The 19,102-nt window shown below is 63.1% G+C and carries 20 protein-coding genes; 8 read left to right on the top strand and 12 right to left on the bottom strand.

Translation table 11 applies throughout. The features are described from left to right. Positions 1-78 precede the first annotated feature (78 nt). The gene (secA, locus tag K1T73_RS01050; RefSeq protein WP_220602165.1) at positions 79-2,772 is read right to left on the bottom strand and encodes a preprotein translocase subunit SecA; all 2,694 of its coding nucleotides are present in this window, start codon (positions 2,770-2,772) and stop codon (positions 79-81) included. A 191-nt stretch (positions 2,773-2,963) separates the two neighbouring features. On the opposite strand from secA, the gene K1T73_RS01045 reads away from it, so the two are divergent. From K1T73_RS01045 to K1T73_RS01030, 4 genes are all read left to right on the top strand, one after another. Further along, positions 2,964-3,821: a peptidylprolyl isomerase gene (locus K1T73_RS01045; protein ID WP_220602164.1), complete on the top strand. Its 858-nt coding sequence runs from the start codon at positions 2,964-2,966 to the stop codon at positions 3,819-3,821. Positions 3,822-3,823: 2 nt separating this feature from the next. Further along, positions 3,824-5,053 carry a bifunctional glutamate N-acetyltransferase/amino-acid acetyltransferase ArgJ gene (gene argJ, locus K1T73_RS01040; RefSeq protein ID WP_220602163.1) on the top strand — a complete coding sequence of 410 codons (1,230 nt, stop codon included), beginning with the start codon at positions 3,824-3,826 and terminating at the stop codon, positions 5,051-5,053. Next, positions 5,050-5,448 (top strand): (deoxy)nucleoside triphosphate pyrophosphohydrolase, encoded by a 399-nt coding sequence (locus K1T73_RS01035; RefSeq protein ID WP_220602162.1) that lies wholly within the window; start codon positions 5,050-5,052, stop codon positions 5,446-5,448. The genes argJ and K1T73_RS01035 overlap by 4 nt, the downstream gene beginning before the upstream one ends. A gap of 173 nt (positions 5,449-5,621) precedes the next feature. Then, entirely contained in the window at positions 5,622-5,762 is a 141-nt protein-coding gene (locus tag K1T73_RS01030) for a hypothetical protein (protein ID WP_220602161.1), read from the top strand. 67 nt (positions 5,763-5,829) lie between these two features. Here the strand turns inward: K1T73_RS01030 and infB are convergent, their stop codons facing one another. The 5 genes from infB to pip form a co-directional block, all read right to left on the bottom strand. Continuing rightward, positions 5,830-8,310 (bottom strand): translation initiation factor IF-2, encoded by a 2,481-nt coding sequence (infB, locus tag K1T73_RS01025; RefSeq protein WP_220602160.1) that lies wholly within the window; start codon positions 8,308-8,310, stop codon positions 5,830-5,832. 5 nt (positions 8,311-8,315) lie between these two features. Continuing rightward, on the bottom strand, positions 8,316-8,939 hold the full coding sequence (locus K1T73_RS01020) for an RNA-binding protein (protein ID WP_220602159.1): 624 nt from the start codon (positions 8,937-8,939) through the stop codon (positions 8,316-8,318). A 23-nt stretch (positions 8,940-8,962) separates the two neighbouring features. Next, entirely contained in the window at positions 8,963-10,576 is a 1,614-nt protein-coding gene (gene nusA, locus K1T73_RS01015; RefSeq protein WP_220602158.1) for a transcription termination factor NusA, read from the bottom strand. Between the two features lie 2 nt (positions 10,577-10,578). Then, positions 10,579-11,151, bottom strand: a complete 573-nt coding sequence (gene rimP / locus K1T73_RS01010) for a ribosome maturation factor RimP (protein WP_220602157.1) — start codon at positions 11,149-11,151, stop codon at positions 10,579-10,581. Positions 11,152-11,327: 176 nt separating this feature from the next. Next, positions 11,328-12,296: a prolyl aminopeptidase gene (pip, locus tag K1T73_RS01005; RefSeq protein ID WP_220602156.1), complete on the bottom strand. Its 969-nt coding sequence runs from the start codon at positions 12,294-12,296 to the stop codon at positions 11,328-11,330. A 49-nt stretch (positions 12,297-12,345) separates the two neighbouring features. Between pip and ubiG the strand changes: the two genes are divergently transcribed. Continuing rightward, positions 12,346-13,101 carry a bifunctional 2-polyprenyl-6-hydroxyphenol methylase/3-demethylubiquinol 3-O-methyltransferase UbiG gene (ubiG, locus tag K1T73_RS01000; protein ID WP_220602155.1) on the top strand — a complete coding sequence of 252 codons (756 nt, stop codon included), beginning with the start codon at positions 12,346-12,348 and terminating at the stop codon, positions 13,099-13,101. Here the strand turns inward: ubiG and K1T73_RS00995 are convergent. Genes K1T73_RS00995 through K1T73_RS00980 form a run of 4 tightly spaced genes read right to left on the bottom strand, consistent with a single transcriptional unit; the run spans position 13,092 to position 15,400 of the window. Continuing rightward, positions 13,092-13,538 (bottom strand): MarR family winged helix-turn-helix transcriptional regulator, encoded by a 447-nt coding sequence (locus tag K1T73_RS00995; RefSeq protein WP_220602154.1) that lies wholly within the window; start codon positions 13,536-13,538, stop codon positions 13,092-13,094. The genes ubiG and K1T73_RS00995 overlap by 10 nt on opposite strands. Next, a complete protein-coding gene (locus tag K1T73_RS00990) occupies positions 13,519-14,376 on the bottom strand; it encodes a carbon-nitrogen hydrolase family protein (protein WP_220602153.1) in 858 nt (285 codons plus the stop codon). The genes K1T73_RS00995 and K1T73_RS00990 overlap by 20 nt, the downstream gene beginning before the upstream one ends. Positions 14,377-14,378: 2 nt before the next feature. Next, entirely contained in the window at positions 14,379-14,636 is a 258-nt protein-coding gene (grxC, locus tag K1T73_RS00985) for a glutaredoxin 3 (RefSeq protein WP_220602152.1), read from the bottom strand. Between the two features lie 29 nt (positions 14,637-14,665). Continuing rightward, on the bottom strand, positions 14,666-15,400 hold the full coding sequence (locus tag K1T73_RS00980; RefSeq protein ID WP_220602151.1) for a ComF family protein: 735 nt from the start codon (positions 15,398-15,400) through the stop codon (positions 14,666-14,668). A gap of 15 nt (positions 15,401-15,415) precedes the next feature. On the opposite strand from K1T73_RS00980, the gene K1T73_RS00975 reads away from it, so the two are divergent. Together K1T73_RS00975 and hemH are read left to right on the top strand one after the other, a co-directional pair. Next, the gene (locus K1T73_RS00975) at positions 15,416-16,237 is read left to right on the top strand and encodes a methyltransferase domain-containing protein (protein WP_220602150.1); all 822 of its coding nucleotides are present in this window, start codon (positions 15,416-15,418) and stop codon (positions 16,235-16,237) included. Between the two features lie 55 nt (positions 16,238-16,292). Beyond that, positions 16,293-17,345, top strand: coding sequence for a ferrochelatase (gene hemH, locus K1T73_RS00970; protein ID WP_220602149.1), 1,053 nt, complete (start codon positions 16,293-16,295; stop codon positions 17,343-17,345). A gap of 82 nt (positions 17,346-17,427) precedes the next feature. On the opposite strand, the gene K1T73_RS00965 is transcribed toward hemH, so the two are convergent. Both K1T73_RS00965 and K1T73_RS00960 read right to left on the bottom strand, forming a co-directional pair. Further along, the gene (locus K1T73_RS00965) at positions 17,428-17,616 is read right to left on the bottom strand and encodes a hypothetical protein (protein ID WP_220602148.1); all 189 of its coding nucleotides are present in this window, start codon (positions 17,614-17,616) and stop codon (positions 17,428-17,430) included. Positions 17,617-17,752: 136 nt separating this feature from the next. After that, a complete protein-coding gene (locus K1T73_RS00960) occupies positions 17,753-18,352 on the bottom strand; it encodes a L,D-transpeptidase (RefSeq protein WP_220602147.1) in 600 nt (199 codons plus the stop codon). Between the two features lie 224 nt (positions 18,353-18,576). Between K1T73_RS00960 and K1T73_RS00955 the strand changes: the two genes are divergently transcribed. Further along, complete coding sequence (locus K1T73_RS00955; protein ID WP_220602146.1) at positions 18,577-19,092, top strand: CAP domain-containing protein; 516 nt, start codon at positions 18,577-18,579, stop codon at positions 19,090-19,092. Positions 19,093-19,102: the final 10 nt, after the last annotated feature.

The following is a 19,102-nucleotide window of genomic DNA, read 5'->3' as shown; positions in this document are numbered from 1 at the left end:
AACGGAAGAAACTTGCGCTTGGACTTGGGCGCTCATGTGGCGCTGAAACGAAGCTTCTGCGGCGATTTGATGCGCTCGTCAGAGTTGACCGTGGCAATGCTTGAACTTCTTGCCCGAGCCACAGGGGCAGGGGTCGTTGCGCCCCGGATCGCCCCAGGTGGACGGGTCGCTCTCGTCGAACCCGTTCGACTTGACCGAGGCTGACGGAGCGGCTGTATCGGGGTCCTCGGCATCGGCCAAGGCGGCCTGCTGCGCCTGCATCTGCTCCATGATGGACTTCTGTTCCTCATCCGACATGGGCCGCACGAGCGCAAGCTGGCGTGTCACGTCCTGTCGAAGACTGTTGAGCATGGACTCGAAAAGGGTGAAGGCCTCGGTCTTGTATTCGTTAAGCGGGTCCCGCTGGGCATACCCGCGAAATGCGACCACGCTCCGCAGATGTTCGAGCGTCAGGAGATGCTCGCGCCATTTCGCGTCGATCGTGCTCAGAAGCACCTGCTTCTCGACCATCCGCATCGTCTCGGGCCCGAATTTCACCGCCTTCTGCGCCATCATGTCATCTGCCGCGGCCTCGATGCGGTCGGCGATGTCCTCGTCATCGACCCCTTCCTCATCAGCCCATGCCTCCACCGGCAGATCCATGTTGAGATTTTCGCGAAGTGCCTCGCGAAGCCCTTCGGTATCCCACTGATCGGCATAGGTCTTGGGTGGCATGTATTGATCGACAAGATCGTCTATCACCTCGTTGCGCATGTCCTGCACGATCTTCGACAGGTCATCCGCTTGCATGATGTCGAGCCGCTGCTTGAAGATGACTTTACGCTGCTCGTTCATCACGTCGTCGAACTTGAGAAGCTGTTTGCGGATATCGAAGTTGCGGCCCTCGACCTTCGCCTGCGCGCGTTCGAGACTCTTGTTGACCCAAGGGTGAATGATCGCCTCGCCTTCCTTCATGCCGAGGCCAGACAGCACCTTCTCGAGCCGCTCCGAACCGAAGATGCGCATCAGGTCGTCGTCGAGGCTGAGGAAGAAGGCGGATTTCCCCGGATCGCCCTGCCGGCCCGAACGCCCGCGAAGCTGGTTGTCGATCCGCCGGCTCTCGTGACGCTCAGTCGCCAGGACGAAAAGGCCGCCCGCGTCCTTCACGGCCTGCTCATCGGCCTCGTGCTCCGCTTCGATCCGCTTGCGGATCTCCTCGGGATCGGCCTCGGGATCGGCGGCGATGGCCTGCATCACCTTCATTTCGACATTGCCGCCCAGCTTGATGTCGGTACCGCGTCCGGCCATGTTCGTGGCGATCGTGACGGCGTTGAGCTTGCCGGCATCCGCCACGATTTCGGCCTCGCGCTCGTGCTGGCGCGCGTTCAGGACATTGTGCTTGATTCCCGCCTCGGTCAGAAGTGTGCTCAGCTTTTCCGACTTCTCGATCGACGTGGTCCCCACAAGGATGGGTTGCCCCTTCTCGTGGGCCTTGCGGATCGCCTCGATGATCGCTTGGTATTTCTCGTCCGCCGAACGATAGACGGCGTCGTCCTTGTCCTCGCGGGCGATGGGCTTGTTCGTCGGCACCTCGACGACCCCCAGACCGTAGATCTCGGCGAACTCCTCGGCCTCGGTCGCCGCGGTGCCGGTCATGCCTGCCAGCTTGTCGTAGAGACGGAAATAGTTCTGGAACGTCACTTGCGCCATCGTCACGTTCTCGGGCTCGATCTTGCAGCCCTCCTTCGCCTCGATCGCCTGGTGCAGACCATCCGACAGGCGTCGCCCGGGCATCATCCGCCCCGTGAACTCGTCGATGAGCATCACCTCGCCATTGCGGACGATGTAATCCTTGTCCTTCTGGAAAATCTTGTGCGCGCGCAGCCCCTGGTTGACGTGATGCACGATGGTCGTGCTTTCGGGATCATAAAGCGACTGATCCTCCGGCAGCAGGCCACGCTCGTGCAACAGGTTCTCGAGAAACTCGTTACCCTCGTCGGTATAGGTGACGTTTCGCGACTTCTCGTCGATCTTGTAATGCTCTTCCTTGAGTTCGGGGATCACGGTGTCGATGGTCTGGTAAAGATCCGTGCGGTCTTCGGCGGGGCCCGAGATGATGAGCGGCGTCCGCGCCTCGTCGATCAGGATGCTGTCCACCTCGTCCACGATCGCGTAATTGTGCCCGCGCTGCGACATCTCCTCGAGCGTCGACTTCATGTTGTCCCGAAGGTAGTCGAACCCCAACTCGTTGTTGGTCGCATAGGTCACATCGGCCGCATACGCCTGCTTTTTCTCGGCACCGGGCTGCTGCGGATAGACGACGCCGGTGGTCAGACCCAGCGCGCCGTAGACCTTGCCCATCCACTCGGCATCCCGCTTCGCGAGATAGTCGTTGACGGTCACGATATGGACGCCCTTCCCGGTCAGCGCGTTGAGATAGGCCGGGAACGTCGCGACGAGCGTCTTGCCTTCGCCGGTCTTCATCTCAGCGATATTGCCTTGGTGAAGGAATATCCCGCCCATCAACTGCACATCGAAAGCCCGCAGACCCAACGCCCGCTTGGCGGCCTCCCGGCAATTCGCGAAGGCCTCGGGAAGAAGCGCATCAAGGCTTTCACCCTGCATGGCGCGCGACGCGAGTTCCTCGGTCTTTGCCTTGATGTCCTCGTCGCTCAACGCTTCGAATTCTGGTTCGAGCGCATTGATTTTCTCGATCAGGGGGCGCGTGGCCTTGACCTTGCGATCGTTCGGCGTGCCAAAAATCTTTTTGGTGACCGTTCCAAGTCCAAGCATATGCGCTCCGCCTCTTTCGTATTGTGACGCCCAGAACCGGGCAATGGCTTGCCCCCTGTTTCACGCCACCCTACAAAGGCGCAAAGGCACGGGTTCCGCCTTTATCCAAAGGCGATGTAAGGGGCTGGTTCTTGAGTGTCAACGTCACGCAACGGCGCGATGCGCCGCGCTTCATCTGCAAAGGATAGATCATGCTCAACCAGATACGACCCATCGCGCTCGGCCTTTTCCTCGCATCGGGAATGGCCATCACGCCCGCCCTTGCCGAAGACACCCCCACCGCCGACACCGTGGTCGCGACGGTCGGTGACGCGGAAATCACGCTTGGACACATGATCGTCCTTCGCGCCGGCCTTCCGCCGCAGGTCGCGCAGCTTCCGGCCCAGACACTCTACGAAGCGATTCTCGACCAGCTCATCCAGCAAGCGATACTCGAACAAAGCTTCGAGGGAGAGCTGTCCAAGGCAGCCGCGCTCACGCTCGAGAATGAGCGCCGTGCGATCATAGCTGGCGAACTGCTCGGCCGCATCGGCGAGAACGCCGTTACCGACGAGGCCGTCGAGACCGCCTACAAGGAAGATTTCGTCGACGCGCAGAAACCCACCGAGTACAAGGCCGCGCATATCCTTGTCGAAACCGAGGACAAGGCGAAGGAACTGCTCGAGGAACTCGAAGGCGGCGCCGATTTCGCCGATCTCGCACGCGAGCATTCCACTGGCCCCTCCGGGCCCAATGGCGGGGAACTCGGCTGGTTCACTGCCGACATGATGGTCGAACCCTTCGGGACGACCGTGTCGGAGATGGAGCCGGGCACGATTTCCGAGCCGGTCGAGACGCAATTCGGCTGGCATGTCGTGAAACTCGAAGACACGCGCACGCAGGACACCCCTCCGCTCGATGCCGTGCGCAGCCAGATCGAAGGCAAGCTCCGGCAGAAGGCCGTCGAGGATCGCATTGCCGAAATCTCCAAGGACATGGACGTCGACCGGGCAACCGGCGATGCCCTCGACCCGTCCGTTCTCGATCAGATCGACCTGCTCGAGGAGTGACCATGGGCAAGAAGCTTCCTGTTTCGCCGCTCGCGCCCAAGGGGTTTCCCGACCTGCCGGTCATCGAAGGTGTCCGTTTCGCGACCGTGCAGGCCGGCGTTCGTTACTCCGGGCGCACGGACCTCATGCTGGCGCATCTTGCGCGTGGCACGAGTATCGCAGGTGTCTTTACCCGCTCGTCCACCCGCGCGGCTCCGGTCCTCGATTGCCAGGCCAAGATTGCCGGACACGACGATACCGAAGCTGCGATCCTCGTGAACTCCGGCAATGCCAACGCGTTCACCGGCAGGAAGGGAGTTGAGGCCGTTCGCGCGATCACGGCCTCTGTCGCCGAAACGCTTGATCTCCCACAATCCCGCGTCTTCACCTCCTCCACCGGTGTGATCGGAGAGCCGCTCGCGCATGAGCGGGTGACGGCAAAGCTCTCGGAGCTGAAGGGCGCCCTGCGCGCGGACGGCATCGAAGATGCTGCGAGGGCCATCATGACGACGGACACCTTCCCGAAGGGGTCCAGCGCCGAGATCACCATCGACGGCCGAACCGTCCGCATCGCCGGCATCGCCAAGGGGTCGGGAATGATCGCCCCCGACATGGCCACCATGCTCGTCTACATCTTCACGGATGCGGCTGTGGATCGCTCCGTGCTGCAATCGATGCTCTCGGCCCTCAACGAACAAACCTTCAACTGCATTACGGTAGACAGCGATACATCCACATCCGATACCGTGCTCGCCGCCGCAACGGGCGCGTCCGGCGTCAGGGTCGACGAGACATCCGTTGGGTTCATGGAAGGCCTGCGCCGCGTGATGCTCGATCTTGCGCACCAGGTGGTGCGTGACGGTGAAGGCGCCACGAAATTCGTCGAGATCGCCGTGACGGGGGCCTCCTCGGACGACGACGCCCGCATCCATGCACTTTCCATCGCGAATTCACCGCTGGTCAAGACGGCGATCGCCGGCGAAGACCCGAACTGGGGGCGCATCGTCATGGCCATCGGGAAATCCGGTGCACCTGCCGATCGCGACCTCATCTCGATATGGTTCGGCGATCATCTCGTGGCCGACAGGGGCTGGGTAAACCCCGACTATCGCGAGGATGACGGCGCCGCTTACATGAAGCGCGAGGAGTTGCAGATAACCGTCGACCTCGGCCTTGGCGGAGGTGGTGCGCGTGTCTGGACCTGCGATCTGACCCACGGCTACATTGATATCAACGCGGATTACCGCTCGTGAAACTGGTGCTCGTCTCGGCCGTGGCGCTGATCGACGCGGACGGGCGCGTCCTGCTCGCCCAACGTCCCGCCGGCAAGGCCATGGCAGGACTTTGGGAGTTTCCCGGCGGCAAGGTCGAGGCGGACGAGACACCCGAGACCGCCCTCATCCGTGAGCTCGACGAGGAACTGGGCATCGACACCTGGGAAAGTTGCCTGGCGCCCCTGACCTTCGCGAGTCACAACTACGAGGATTTTCACCTCGTCATGCCGCTTTTCGCCTGCCGCAAGTGGCAGGGGATCCCCAATCCGAAGGAAGGCCAGGCGCTCAAATGGGTGCGGCCACAAGACATGCGCAACTATCCGATGCCGCCCGCCGATCTGCCGATCATCCCGATCCTGCGGGATTGGCTGTGACTACGTGATTCACTGTTAACTGTTTCCTAACCATTTCGTAACAAGATGAATCAAAACGAGTGTTTCCTGTTTCGAAACGTGTCGGTTGACGTATAATCTTCACTTAGTGGCCCGTGCCACGTCACGCGTGTGTTTGCGACATTGCCGATACGTCACGTCTGGGGGGATTTGACATGCTGCGTACCATTCGTCTGGGAACCTGCGTCTTCGTTCAGGGGATGTTCGTCCGGCTCTTGCCCGACGGGCGCATGCAGGTGCGTGTCGGCGACAAGTTGTTCGCCGGGCAGCCCGTGACTGCGCAACAAGCGGCCTGATAGGCTCGACTGAACGAAAAAGGGCGGTCCGAAAACCGCCCTTTACTGGTCTCTTGAAGCCACCGGATCAGTCGAGCTTGCGCTCCACCTCTTCGCGCTCGAAGATCTCGATCACGTCGCCCGGCCGGATGTCATCGTAGTTCTCGAACGCCATGCCGCATTCCTGTCCGGACTGCACCTCCGACACTTCGTCCTTGAACCGTTTCAGCGTCTTGAGCGTGCCTTCGTGGATCACCACGTCGTCACGCAGCAGGCGAACGCCGGCCGAACGCCGCGCCACACCCTCGGTAACGAGACAGCCCGCGACCTTGCCGACGCCGGTCACCTTGAAGACTTCCTTGATCTGCGCATAGCCGATGAAGTTCTCGCGGATTTCCGCACCGAGAAGCCCGCTCGCCGCAGCTTTCACATCGTCGACCAGGTCATAGATCACCGAGTAGTACCGGATCTCGACACCCTTCTGGTTCGCGCTGTTCCGTGCGGGTGCATTCGCCCGAACGTTGAAGCCGAGAACCGGCGCACCCGATGCCTCGGCTAGGCCGATATCGCTTTCGGTGATGGCGCCGACACCGGAATGCAGGACGCGTACGCGCACCTCGTCGTTGCCGATCTTTTCCATCGCCTGAACGATGGCCTCGGCAGACCCCTGCACATCCGCTTTCACGAGGATGGGCAGTTCGGCGACGCTCTCGTCCTCTTTCGCCTTGGCAAGAAGCTGATCGAGCGTGGTCGCCGCACCGGCCGCCGCGCGCTTGTCCTTCGCGGCTTTCTCGCGATACTCCGCGATCTCGCGCGCCTGCGCTTCGGATTTCACGACGTTGAGCACATCGCCCGCCTCGGGCGTCCCGTTGAGGCCCAGCACCTCGACCGGAACCGACGGTCCCGCTTCATTCACGCGGTCGCCCGTGTCGCTGATGAGCGCACGCACCTTGCCGTATTGCTCCCCGACCACGAAGATGTCGCCTTGGCGAAGCGTGCCCTTCTGCACGAGAACGGTGGCCACCGGACCACGCCCGATGTCGAGCTGAGCCTCGATCACGGCACCCTCGGCGGCACGATTCGGGTTGGCCTTGAGTTCGAGTATCTCGGCCTGAAGCGCGATCGCTTCGAGAAGCTCATCGAGCCCCTGCCCGGTCGTGGCCGACACCTCGACATCCTGCACATCGCCGGACATCGCCTCGACGATCACCTCGTGCTGAAGCAGGTCCGTGCGCACCTTGTCGGGATTCGCTTCGGGCTTGTCGATCTTGTTGATCGCGACGATCATCGGAACACCCGCCGCCTTGGCGTGGTTGATGGCCTCGATGGTCTGCGGCATCACGGCATCGTCGGCGGCAACGACGAGAACGACGATATCCGTCACCTGCGCGCCTCGGGCACGCATGCTCGTGAAGGCGGCGTGACCCGGCGTGTCGAGGAAGGTCAGGACCGACCCTCCATCGGTCTTGACCTGGTAGGCACCGATATGTTGCGTGATCCCCCCGGCTTCTCCCGCGACGACCTTCGCGTCGCGAATAGCATCGAGAAGCGACGTCTTGCCGTGGTCCACGTGACCCATGATCGTGATGACCGGCGGACGCGGCTCGAGATCCTCGGGCTTGTCCTCGATCGTGTCGATCACGTCCTCCACATCCGCGTCGGACACGCGCACGACCTTGTGGCCGAATTCCTCGATGATGAGTTCGGCGGTATCGGCGTCGATCGTCTCGTTCTGGGTGACCATCAGGCCGTTCTGCATGAGCGCCTTCACCACGTCGCCCACGCGCTCGGCCATACGGTTGGCGAGTTCGCTCACGACGATCGTCTCGGGAAGCTGGACGTCCCGCACGATCTTCTCTCGCGGTTCGTTCCCGCCCATGGCCTTCTGACGGGCGCGCTCCTGCTTGCGCTTCATGGCCGCAAGCGATTTCTGGCGACCACCTTCGCCGCCCGAAAGGGCTTGGTTCAACGTGAGCTTGCCGGAACGGCGGCCATCCTCGCGGCCCTTGCCGCGCGATTGCCGTTCGGGCTTGTCCTTGTCCTGCTTGCGCGCGGGCGGGGCCTGCTTCGGACCCCCGCTGCGGCCTCCGGTGTCCTCGACCGGCGGCGCGGCGGCCGCTGCTGCCGCGGCCTCCTCGCTCTCGCGACGCTTGCGCTCGTCCTCTTCGGCCTTGGCTTTGAGGGCCTCTTCCCGCTCACGCTCTTCGCGCTCCTTGGCCTCCTGCTCCTCGCGGCGGCGCTGGCGCTCTTCCTCGCGCGCCTTCTCTTCTTCCGCGCGCTTCTTCGCCTCGTCCTCTTCGCGTGCCTTGGCGGCCTGCAACGCCTTCAGACGGCGCTCCATTTCGGCATCCGAGATCCCGGCGGGACGCTTGGAAGGGTCACCACCGGCCACGCCCTTGGAGGCCGCGCCACCCGCCGCCGCTCCGCCCTGCTTGGGCAGGACGACACGTTTGCGCTTGGTCTCCACCACGACGTTCTTGGTGCGTCCATGGCTGAAGCTCTGCTTCACGTTCCCCGAACGAGGACCGCCGCGTACACCCAAAGTTTTCTTTCCGTCGTTGTCGCTCATCTGGCTCATCTTCCTTTCCGGCGACCGCTGTCACCGTCCGGGGCACGCAGGCCCTTCAACCTTTGCGCCTCATCTACAACACGTTTCGTCAAACCTCCAGCGCGCAATGCCGCGTGAATAACCGTTTGACGTCCGAATGCCTGGCCCAGCTCATCCGCGGTCAGCCATCCGATGAAATGCCCCCGGTGCGGCGTGCTCAGCTTCGACTTGCCGCGCTCCGATCCGTCACTCGCCTGGACAAGCGCAACCGCTTCCTCCTTGGAAAGCCAATCCTTCACCTTCTCGTAACCCGCCACGGCGTTGCCGCCTTTTCGATTCAGGCTGATCAGGTTGACGACCCGCTGCGCAAGCATCGTTTCGACCCGGTCGGGAAGGTCGGGGGGAACGGTCACGGCATGCTTGGCAGCGCGCTTGAATAGACCCTTCTCCACCGCCTTGTTCAAGGCGGGACGGCTGGCCGTCACCCAGATCCCCCGGCCCGGCAGCTTGCCCGCCAGGTCCGGCACCACCTGGGCATCCGGGCCCACCACGAAGCGGACAAGCTCCGATATAGGTCGCACTTCGCCCGATGCAATGCACTTGCGCTCGGGACCGTCACCGCGATCCTTGGGTTGCCCACCGCGCCCCATTCAGACTTCCGAGGCCTGAACGATCAGGCCTCGGCCTCCTCTTCGGCGTCGCCGTCCTCGGGCTCGTCCGATTCCAGGTCGGCCGGATCGACCCAGCCAAGCTGGATGCGCGCCGTCATGACCATGGCCTGCGCTTCTTCGATATCCACATCGAACGGCTCCAGGAGTCCATCGTCCTTCACGCGTTCGCCGTCCACCACGGTCCAACCGCCGGCAAGTTCCCAGTCCGCGCAAGTCGCGAAGTCCTCGAGCGTCTTCACACCGTCCTCCGCAAGAGCAAGGATCATCTGCGGCGTCAGCCCTTCGAACTCGACCAAACTGTCTTCGACGCCCAGTTCACGCGCCTTGTCGAGGGCTTCCTTCGCGCGTGCCTCGAGCACGTCGCGTGCCCGCGCCTGGAGTTCGTTGGCGGTATCCTCGTCCACGCCGTCGATGACCAGCAGCTCGTCGATCTCGACATAGGCCACCTCCTCGAGGTTCGTGAACCCTTCCGAAACCAGAAGCTGCGCAAAGAACTCGTCGAGATCGAGGGTGTCGACGAACAGCTTCGTGCGCTCCTCGAACTCCCTCTGGCGGCGCTCGCTGTCCTCGGCTTCGGTCATGATATCAATGTCGAGACCGGTCAGCTGCGACGCAAGCCGCACGTTCTGACCACGGCGCCCGATGGCAAGGCTCAGTTGGTCCTCGGGAACGACGACGTCGATCTTGCCGGCATCCTCGTCGAGAACCACCTTGCTCACCTCGGCGGGCTGCAACGCGTTCACGAGGAAGGTCGGCTGATCCTCGTTCCAGGGGATGATGTCGATCTTTTCGCCCTGAAGTTCGTTCACCACGGCCTGCACGCGGCTGCCGCGCATGCCGACACAGGCACCCACCGGGTCGATCGAGTTGTCATAGGAGATCACGGCGATCTTCGCGCGGCTTCCCGGATCGCGGGCGCAGGCCTTGATCTCGATGATGCCGTCATAAATTTCCGGCACCTCCATCTTGAACAGCTCTTCCATGAATTCCGGCGCCGTCCGGCTGAGGAAGATCTGCGGGCCACGGGCCTCGCGGCGCACATCCTTGACATAGCACCGGATGCGCTCGTTGGGACGATAGCTTTCGCGCCCGATCTTCTCGTTCCGGCGCAGGATAGCCTCGCCCGCGCCGACATCGACGATGACGTTGCCATATTCCTCGCGCTTGACCATGCCGTTGATGATCGTGCCGACGCGGTCCTTGAACTCCTCGTACTGGCGATCACGCTCGGCCTCGCGCACTTTCTGAAGAATGACCTGCTTGGCGCTCTGGGCCGCGATCCGACCCATCTCGACCGGCGGCACTTCCTCGGAATAGACGTCGCCGACCTTCGGATCGTCGAGATATTGCCTAGCCTGTTCGACGGTCATCTCGGCCTGGTAATTCTCGAGCTCGTCATCCTCGACCACCGTGCGCACGCGGGTGAACGTGGCGCGGCCGGTCTTCCGGTCTATGCTCACGCGGATATCCATCTCGGCGCCGTAGCGGGATTTCGCCGCCCGTGCGAGGCTTTCTTCCATCGCCTCGACCACCAGGCCGGGGTCGATCATCTTCTCGCGCGCCACCGCCTCGGCGGTTTGCAACAGCTCGAGCTGGTTTGCAGAGGTAATTGCCATCTTCACTCCTCCTCCGACGCGTCTTCTTCGATTGCGTCAAACTGGTCTTCATCCAACACGCCCGCGTCCTTGCGCTGGCGCAGCATTTCCTTGATCAATTCATCCGTCAGGACGAGCTTGGCGTCCGACAGCCAGTCGAACTTCAACCCGACCGTGCCCTCGTCGAGGTTGATCAGAACCTCGTCATCCTCGACACCGGCCAGCACGCCCTTGAACCGCTTGCGTCCATCGATCAGTTCACTTGTCTCGATCTTGGCCTCGTAACCCTCGAAACTCTCGAAATCCTTCAGCCGCGTGAGCGGGCGGTCGATACCGGGGCTCGAAACCTCGAGCGTGTAGGTTTCCACCAGGGGATCCTCGACATCGAGCACGGCGCTCACCTCGGTGCTGATCCGCGCGCAGTCATCCACCTCGATACCGCCCTCGGGCCGTTCGGCCATGATCTGCAGAGTGTGCGTCTTGCCGCCCATGAGGCGCAGCCGCACGAGTTCGAATCCCAGGCCCTCGATCACCGGGGTGACGATCTCGGCCAGCCGTCGATCAATCGCAGCCTTGGCAATAAGGTCGTTGCTCATTCGTAGTCCAGACACAAAAAAACGGGCCGCGGCCCGTCGATCTTTCCCGGTGGAGCATCGGGTCGGACCCGGACGCGCCGCTGTTGAGGGGGATATAGCGATCGCGAACCGAGTCTGCAAGGGGATAACGATCGGGCGGCTTGCGGGTGCGATCACCGCCTTGCGCGCGATAGCTTTCAGCGGCCCAGGTTGTCCATCACCTTGACCAATGCACCGCTGATCCCCGGCTCGCTCAACGCATGCCCGGCCATCGGGACCATGTTGATCTCCGCGCGTCCCCACGCCTCCGACAGACGCCAGGCCGATGCGGGTGGGCAGATCATGTCGTAGCGGCCCTGCACCACCACGCCCGGTACATCGACAAGCCGACCGACGTTATCGAGTATCCAGCCATCCGTTTCGAGAAAGCCGGCATTCATGAAGTAATGGCTTTCGAGGCGTGCGAAGGCACGGGCATATTCCGGCGGCGCATCCCCCATGACCCCTGTGGACCGGACCGAGGCGAGGGCGTTTTCCCAGGCAGACCAGGCCTTCGCATAAGTGATCTCCGTGGCGCGGTCGCCGGAAAACAATCTTCGGTGATAGGCCGCGATGATGTCATCCCGCTCGTCCTCCGGCACGAGGCTTCGAAAGCGATGCCACGTCTCGGGCCAGAAAAGGCCCGCTCCACCGCCATAGAACCAATCAAGCTCGGCACGGGTCATGAGGAACACCCCCCGCAGAACCAGATGCGAGGCGCGATCCGGATGCGAGATCGCGTAGACAAGCGCGAGCGTCGCGCCCCAGCTTCCGCCGAACACGATCCACGCGTCGATGCCGAGCGTCTCGCGGATCAGCTCGATATCGCGCACCAGGTGCCACGTCGTGTTGTCCTCGACCTCCGCATGGGGGCGGGACCGGCCACAACCGCGCTGGTCGAAAAGAACGATCCGGTAGATCGACGGGTTGAAGTACCGTCGCATCGCCGGGCTGCATCCACCCCCCGGCCCGCCATGCAGCACGACGACCGGGATACCCTCCGGATTGCCGGACTGCTCGACATAGACCTGGTGGCCATCTCCCACGTCGAGCATGCGCCGATCGTAGGGATCGACGGGCGGGTAGAGATATTGCACCGCGTTCTTCTGGTCCGGGAACTTGTCCATCATCGCCCTATATAGCAGAACACGGTCAATTGATCATATGGAGATCAGAATGCAAGCGGGCCAGAGCACCATAGACGAGGGCGAAGTCGCCAAGTTCGAAGCCATGGCCGAGGAGTGGTGGGATCCCAATGGCAAGTTCAAGCCGTTGCACATGCTCAACCCGTGCCGCCTCGACTATATCACCGCCCAGATCGGTGCCGAGTTCGACCGTGACCTGAAGGCCGACACGCCCTTCGCGGGCCTGCGCATCCTCGATATCGGTTGCGGGGGCGGTCTGCTCTCGGAACCGATGGCCCGGCTGGGGGCCGATGTGGTGGGCGCCGACGCGGCCGAACGCAACATCCCCGTCGCCCGCATCCATGCCGAGCAATCCGGGCTCGACATCGACTACCGCCACACAACGGCCGAGGCCATGGCCGCGGCGGGCGAAAGTTTCGACGTGGTCCTGAACATGGAAGTGGTGGAACATGTGTCCGATCCGCTGGCCTACCTCACCGCCTGCCGCCAATTGCTGCGGCCCGGCGGCCTGCACATCTGCTCGACCCTGAACCGGAACGCCAAGAGCTACGTCATGGCGATCATCGGCGCCGAACACGTGATGCGCTGGCTGCCGAGGGGCACCCATGAATGGTCGAAGTTCATCACACCCGCAGAGCTCTACGATCTCCTGTCACAGGCCGGTCTCACACCTGTCGACAAGAAGGGATTCGTGTTCAACCCGGTCTCATGGACCTGGTCGCTCTCCGACCGTGACCTGAGCGTCAATTACGTGACCGCAAGCGTGAAACCTTCGGCTCAGTCCTGACGTTCGAGCTTGTCGCGCAAACCGCGCAGCACGGGCAGGGCGCTCCGAACCCGGTCCTCGCCCAGTTCGGCGACCATCTCCGAGATGATCGGCGTGATTGCCGACACGGCCGCGTCCCGTGCCTTCCGGCCTGCGGGGCTGATCGCCACCATCTTGCGGCGTGCGTCGTCCCAATCGGGTCGGATGTGGACATAGCCTGCCCATTCCAGCTTGTGCAGCGTGTTGGTCATCGCCCCGCGCGTGACATGGAAGCTCTTGGCAAGCTGCGCGGGGCTGCGCTCGTCCCCGGCGCGGGCAAGATGATTGAGCACGGTGAAATGAGAGATCTCCATCCCCTTCGGAAGCACTCGGGAAAGCCGGCTGCGAATCATCTGATCCGCAACCAGTATCTCTCCGAACAGCGCAACGGCCAGGGAGTTACTCGGCGACGTGCTCATCGTCGAAAGGGCCCTCGATCGGTCTGTCATGGCCAAGCGACGGAATGCGCCCGCGCGCCTCCGCCACTTCGCTCATCTCCACGTCAACGATTACCACGCCGGGCGCGTCGCCGCCATCGGCAAGCACCTCGCCCCATGGCGAAACGGCAAGCGAGTGACCGTAGGTCTGACGCGCCTTGCCTTCTTGGGCGTCATGCGTTCCGCATTGCGCGGGTGCCAGGACGAAACAGCCCGTCTCGATCGCCCGCGCCCGGAGAAGCGTCTCCCAATGGGCTGCCCCCGACACCGGCGAGAACGCCGAGGGCACCGTCAGGATATCCGCCCCCGCCTGCGCCAGATGCCGATAAAGCCGCGGAAAGCGCAGGTCATAGCAGACGGTCATGCCAACGCGCGCAAACGGCGTTCGGGGAGCCACGGCAAACCGTCCGGGTCGGTATCCCGCCGACTCGCGGTAACTCTCGCTCTCCGAAATCTCCACATCGAACATGTGCATCTTGTCATAGCGCGCGACGATCCCGCCTTCGGGCGACACGAGAAAGGACCGATTCGCGAACCGGCCATCAGGATCGTCCGTCTTCACCGCAAGCGATCCGATCAGAAGCCAGACACCCAAGTCTTCAGCCTCTCTACGCAGCGCCGCCAGCGTGGGGTCGTCCGTCTCGTGATGGAGCACCTGCTGCTGCCGCGACCGGCTGGCCGAAACGCAGTTCGTGACTTCGGGCGTCAGCACGAAGGTCGCGCCTTCTTTCGCCGCCCCGCGCATGTAGGTGACGGTCTGCGGCAGGTTCGCCACCGGATCGTCGCTCGAGTTGAGCTGGATGAGGCCCGCGCGCAGCATCGTCACGCCGAAAGAAGCGCGTCCAGCTTGCCCGCACGCTCCAGCGCGTAGAGATCGTCACACCCGCCCACATGCTCGCCGTCGATGAAGATCTGCGGCACGGTGCGTCCACCATTCGCGCGCTGGATCATCTCCGGCTTGCGCGCGGGATTCGCGGCAACGTCGATTTCCTGGAAGTTGACGTTCTTCTGTTTCAGAAGGCGCTTGGCGGCATGGCAAAATCCGCAGAGCGGCGAGGTGTATATCTCGACTTGAGGCATGGTCTCTCCCCGAATGAGTTTCAGACCATCTAAGCATCCTTTCCCGCCCGTGCCAGAGTGACGATCCGCACATCGCTCGCCCCGGCGGCAAGGCAGGCCTGCGCCGCGACCGAAAGCGTGGCCCCCGACGTCATGACGTCATCGACCAGGAGAACCGGGCGCCCGGCCATGTCCGCCCCGCGCCTCGGATGCGCGGTGATGGCGTTCTGCATCGTCCTGTGCCGCATTTCGTACCCCAAGCCGCCCAGGCTCTCGGTGGCCCGCGGCCGGATCAAGAGATCGGGACCGAGATCCAGCCCCGCCTCCGCGGCCAGAGCCCGTGCCAGCAAGGCGGATTGATTGAACCGCCGCTTGATCATTCGCATCCAGTGAAGCGGCACCGGCGCGACAATCATGCGGGGCAGGACAAGCGGCGCGGCCGCCCGCGCGAGCCACGCGCCCGCAGGTCTTACCACATCGTGCCGGTCACCATGCTTGAGCGCGAGCACGATCTTCCGACCGTTGCCCGAATAAGCCATCGCGCTTCGGCCCTTCGACCACGGACGACCCTGCGTCAGGCAGTCGTCGCACCTGATCTCATTGGGCATGTCCGGCCCGGTCGGCAGCCCGATCCCGCAGGCATCGCAGCAAAGCCCCGTGACGAAGGGCGTCTCGCGCCAGCACGGTCCGCAAAGTCCGAAATCCGACGCGACCTCTTCACCACAGGTCAGGCAGCGCGGCGGATAAACCAGCCGCAGAACCGATTGCACCACGCCCGCGTTCATCTATATCTCCCTCCCATGACCACGCCCCCCAAGCTCACCGACCGAGCGGCCCTCGCCCGCCACCGTGCGCGTCGGGCCCCAGGGTCGGCCCTGTTCCTGCACGAGGCAGCGATCGACGAGATGCATGATCGTCTGTCGATGGTTAACAAAACCTTTCACCGACCCGCCGTCGTGACGGGCCACCCATCGGCCTGGGGCGGCGTGTTGCCGGGGGCAAAGCTCGTGCCGGACGACGAAACGCTGGACCTGGGCGAGAACGCGCATGACCTGATCCTGCACGGCATGTGCCTGCACTGGGCGAACGATCCGGTCGGGCAACTCATCCAGTGCCGCCGTGCGCTTGAACCCGACGGCCTTCTGCTCGTCGCGATGCTGGGTGGCGAGACGCTGCAAGAGCTTCGCGCGTCTCTCGCCCAGGCCGAGGCGGAAGTTTCAGGCGGGCTTTCACCCCGCGTGGCGCCGATGGCCGAAATCCGCGATCTGGGCGGCCTCATGCAGCGCGCGGGCTTCGCCCTGCCGGTGGCCGACCTCCTTCCGCTCAGGGCCTCCTACCGCGATCTCGCCCATCTGGCGCACGACCTGCGCGCGATGGGCGAAACCAGCGCCCTCGAGGCCCGACCGCGCCGCTTCACACGTCGCTCTCTCTTCGATCGCGCGGACGCACTCTACCGCGCCCATTTCGCCGAAGACGACGGCCGCATCCGCGCGAGCTTCGATCTGATCATGCTCACCGGCTGGTCTCCCGATGCTTCCCAGCCACAGCCGCTTCGCCCCGGCTCGGCATCGGCACGGCTCGCCGATGCGCTCGGCACCACGGAAAAGCCGCTCAAAGATTGACCGCGCCGCCCATTCCCTTATCTGGGCAGGGAACGCAAAAAGACCGGAACGCACAATGACAGACGCCCACCGTCCCGCCCATGCCGGCCCGGATCATCCACCCGTCCGCCACGGCCGCACCGGGATCCTGCTGGCCAATCTCGGCACACCCGATGCCACCGATTACTGGTCCATGCGCCGGTATCTCAACGAGTTCCTTTCCGACAAGCGCGTCATCGACTATCCGTCGTGGAAATGGCAGCCGATCCTGCAAACCATCATCCTGAGCAAACGCCCCTTCTCGAGCGGCGCGGCCTACAAGTCGATCTGGAACGAGGAGCGCAACGAAAGCCCGCTCATGACCATCACGCGCGAGCAGACCGAGGCGATCTCGGACGCGCTCACCGCTGACTACGGCGATCAGGTGAGGGTCGATTTCTGCATGCGCTACGGCAATCCCTCGACCGCGTCCAAGGTGCGCGAAATGGTCGAGGCGGGTTGCACCCGCATCCTCTTCTTCCCGCTCTACCCCCACTACGCAGGCGCCACATCGGCCACGGCGAACGATCAGTTCTTTCGCGCACTGATGAAGGAAACGTGGCAACCTACGGCCCGCGTGGTGGAACCCTATTTCGAGAATCCCGCCTATATCGACGCGTTGGCGAAATCGGTCGAAACCGCCTATGCGGCGATGGAGACACGGCCGGATATCCTCGTCGTCTCCTATCACGGCATGCCGAAACGCTACCTGATGCAGGGCGATCCCTATCATTGCCAATGCCAGAAGACGACGCGCCTCCTGCGTGAACGGCTGGGATGGGACAAGGCCGACATCACGACGACCTTCCAATCCGTTTTCGGCCCCGAGGAATGGCTCAGGCCCTACACGGTCGAAGAAGTCGCGCGCCTGGCCCGCGAAGACGGCAAGAGGAATATCGCCGTCATCGCGCCGGCCTTCTCGGCCGACTGCATCGAGACGCTCGAGGAAATCAACGAGGAAATTCGCGAGAGCTTCGAAGAGGCGGGGGGCGAGACCTTCACATATATTCCGTGCCTCAATGCGTCCGACGATCACATCTGGGCCCTGACCTCGATCATCCGCGACAACCTGGGTGGTTGGGTCGCCTGATCAAGATCCGCTGCGCGCGCTGACAAGACAAAGGGCGGTGGAAAACCACCGCCCTTTTCTTCACTGTCCCTAGTGAGTCTTCTCAGTCCGCGATGACGACACCGGCCACGACGGCCAGGATCAGAAGCGGAACCCAAGTGCCGGCTGCGGAGGAGCTTGCCGCAGTATCTTCAACGATGACCGGAGCTTCCATAACGGGCTCCGACAGGTTGCCGGCGGTCGCCGTCGTGGCAGCAGCGGCCAAGGCGGCGGCGAGAGCGAGTTTCTTCATCGAACCCTCCAGGATTTGTCCGGCAGATCGAGTGATGTGCCGGACAAGCACTTACCTCGTAAGCGTCTCTAGACTTCGCCAGCCTCGGAAATCAACGCGACATCACGAGATCTCGCGCCGAAAGGTCACGAATAGGTCAAATTAGCAACACCTGCGTCCCGATCTGGGACATGCCGAAAAGCTGCTGAATATGCTCGTTGTAGAGTCCGATGCAGCCGTTCGACGACCTCCGCCCGATCTTGCGCGTGTCGTGCGTTCCGTGAATGCGGTAATAGGTCCAGCTCAGGTAAAGAGCGTGCGTGCCGAGCGGGTTGTCCGGGCCAGGGCCGACATAGCTCGGCCAGTCCGGGTTCCGCTCGAGCATCGAGGGTGTCGGGCGCCATTCCGGTCCCTCCACCTTGCGTACCACCTCGGTGCGGCCGCGCCGGGTCAGTTCCTCGGACATCGGCACGCTCGACGGATAGAGGTAGTATTGCCCGCCCTCGCTCCAGAAATGCAGCGCGCGGCTGTCGATATCGACCAGGATCGCGCCTTTCTTCAGGTTCGAGAAATAAGGTCGCCAATCGAGGGTGCGGAAGGCCGACGCGTTGCGCCGCACCTTGCTGGTGATATCAGGCTCCATCTCGATTGTGGCGGCGCTGTTGACATCCTGCGCCACTGCCGGGAAACCGACCATCGCGGCCGATCCGGCAAGGAAGCTGCGTCTGCTGAGTGAATTTCCGAAAAACCGCGACATGGGCGCCTCTCTCGATCTGCTGTTCGGGGAATCGGGCTTCGTATATTGCGCCCGGCCGAAACCCGCAAATCAAACAAACGTCATGTGGCGGATAAGCGCGGATATGCGGTGAGTCCGCAACGGCTAAGGGCAGGTCGGCGGAATGTCGCGGATTCGGTATTTCAAGTTTCCGCCAATTGGAAGTAAGGAGCGTCGATACGTCACTTCAATCGAGTTGAGATCGCATGACACGTCTTCTGGTATTCCTCTTCGCCGGTGTTCTGGCCCTCGGCGCGTGTTCGACCCCTGCACCGCAACCCACGATCGGTCCCGATGGCAAACCGCTCCCGCAAGTCTACCGCATCCAGCCGGGCGCCACCTCGCAGATCCAGTATGGCATGCTCGATTCAGTGAACGCCCTGCGTCAGGCCGCCGGGCATCCGCCCGTCACGCTCGACCCGAACCTGACCGCCGCCGCCGAGACCCACGCGCGCGACATGTCGGTGCAGAACCGTCCCTGGCATTTCGGCTCCGACGGCTCTTCGCCAATCGACCGGGTGCGCCGCGTCGGCTACCAGGGCGAACTGGTCGGAGAGGCGATCTCCGAAACCTACGAGACCGAGACCGAGACGCTCGCGGCCTGGATGCAGGACGAGGGATCGCGCCGCGTGATCCTCTCCCCCGAAGCGCGCAGGATGGGTTTCGCATGGCTTCAGGAAGACAATGGCAAGATCTGGTGGACCTTGGTGATGGGCAAGTGACCCATCACCC

This window comes from Roseovarius sp. SCSIO 43702 (genome assembly GCF_019599045.1).
GTDB lineage: Bacteria > Pseudomonadota > Alphaproteobacteria > Rhodobacterales > Rhodobacteraceae > Roseovarius.
Note: the sequence above shows the minus strand (reverse complement) of the source record. Positions and strands in the feature narration are given on the sequence as shown.

Excerpts from the sequence above, each read along its gene's own strand:
- rimP (WP_220602157.1), bottom strand. The coding sequence starts at position 11,151 with ATGAGCAACGACCTTATTGCCAAGGCTGCGATTGATCGACGGCTGGCC.
- K1T73_RS01030 (WP_220602161.1), top strand. The coding sequence starts at position 5,622 with ATGCTGCGTACCATTCGTCTGGGAACCTGCGTCTTCGTTCAGGGGATG.
- K1T73_RS01045 (WP_220602164.1), top strand. The coding sequence starts at position 2,964 with ATGCTCAACCAGATACGACCCATCGCGCTCGGCCTTTTCCTCGCATCG.
- K1T73_RS01020 (WP_220602159.1), bottom strand. The coding sequence starts at position 8,939 with ATGGGGCGCGGTGGGCAACCCAAGGATCGCGGTGACGGTCCCGAGCGC.
- K1T73_RS00995 (WP_220602154.1), bottom strand. The coding sequence starts at position 13,538 with ATGAGCACGTCGCCGAGTAACTCCCTGGCCGTTGCGCTGTTCGGAGAG.
- ubiG (WP_220602155.1), top strand. The coding sequence starts at position 12,346 with ATGCAAGCGGGCCAGAGCACCATAGACGAGGGCGAAGTCGCCAAGTTC.
- K1T73_RS00980 (WP_220602151.1), bottom strand. The coding sequence starts at position 15,400 with ATGAACGCGGGCGTGGTGCAATCGGTTCTGCGGCTGGTTTATCCGCCG.
- K1T73_RS00960 (WP_220602147.1), bottom strand. The coding sequence starts at position 18,352 with ATGTCGCGGTTTTTCGGAAATTCACTCAGCAGACGCAGCTTCCTTGCC.
- K1T73_RS00975 (WP_220602150.1), top strand. The coding sequence starts at position 15,416 with ATGACCACGCCCCCCAAGCTCACCGACCGAGCGGCCCTCGCCCGCCAC.
- grxC (WP_220602152.1), bottom strand. The coding sequence starts at position 14,636 with ATGCCTCAAGTCGAGATATACACCTCGCCGCTCTGCGGATTTTGCCAT.
- pip (WP_220602156.1), bottom strand. The coding sequence starts at position 12,296 with ATGGACAAGTTCCCGGACCAGAAGAACGCGGTGCAATATCTCTACCCG.
- argJ (WP_220602163.1), top strand. The coding sequence starts at position 3,824 with ATGGGCAAGAAGCTTCCTGTTTCGCCGCTCGCGCCCAAGGGGTTTCCC.
- hemH (WP_220602149.1), top strand. The coding sequence starts at position 16,293 with ATGACAGACGCCCACCGTCCCGCCCATGCCGGCCCGGATCATCCACCC.
- K1T73_RS00955 (WP_220602146.1), top strand. The coding sequence starts at position 18,577 with ATGACACGTCTTCTGGTATTCCTCTTCGCCGGTGTTCTGGCCCTCGGC.
- infB (WP_220602160.1), bottom strand. The coding sequence starts at position 8,310 with ATGAGCGACAACGACGGAAAGAAAACTTTGGGTGTACGCGGCGGTCCT.
- K1T73_RS00965 (WP_220602148.1), bottom strand. The coding sequence starts at position 17,616 with ATGAAGAAACTCGCTCTCGCCGCCGCCTTGGCCGCTGCTGCCACGACG.
- K1T73_RS00990 (WP_220602153.1), bottom strand. The coding sequence starts at position 14,376 with ATGCTGCGCGCGGGCCTCATCCAGCTCAACTCGAGCGACGATCCGGTG.
- secA (WP_220602165.1), bottom strand. The coding sequence starts at position 2,772 with ATGCTTGGACTTGGAACGGTCACCAAAAAGATTTTTGGCACGCCGAAC.
- nusA (WP_220602158.1), bottom strand. The coding sequence starts at position 10,576 with ATGGCAATTACCTCTGCAAACCAGCTCGAGCTGTTGCAAACCGCCGAG.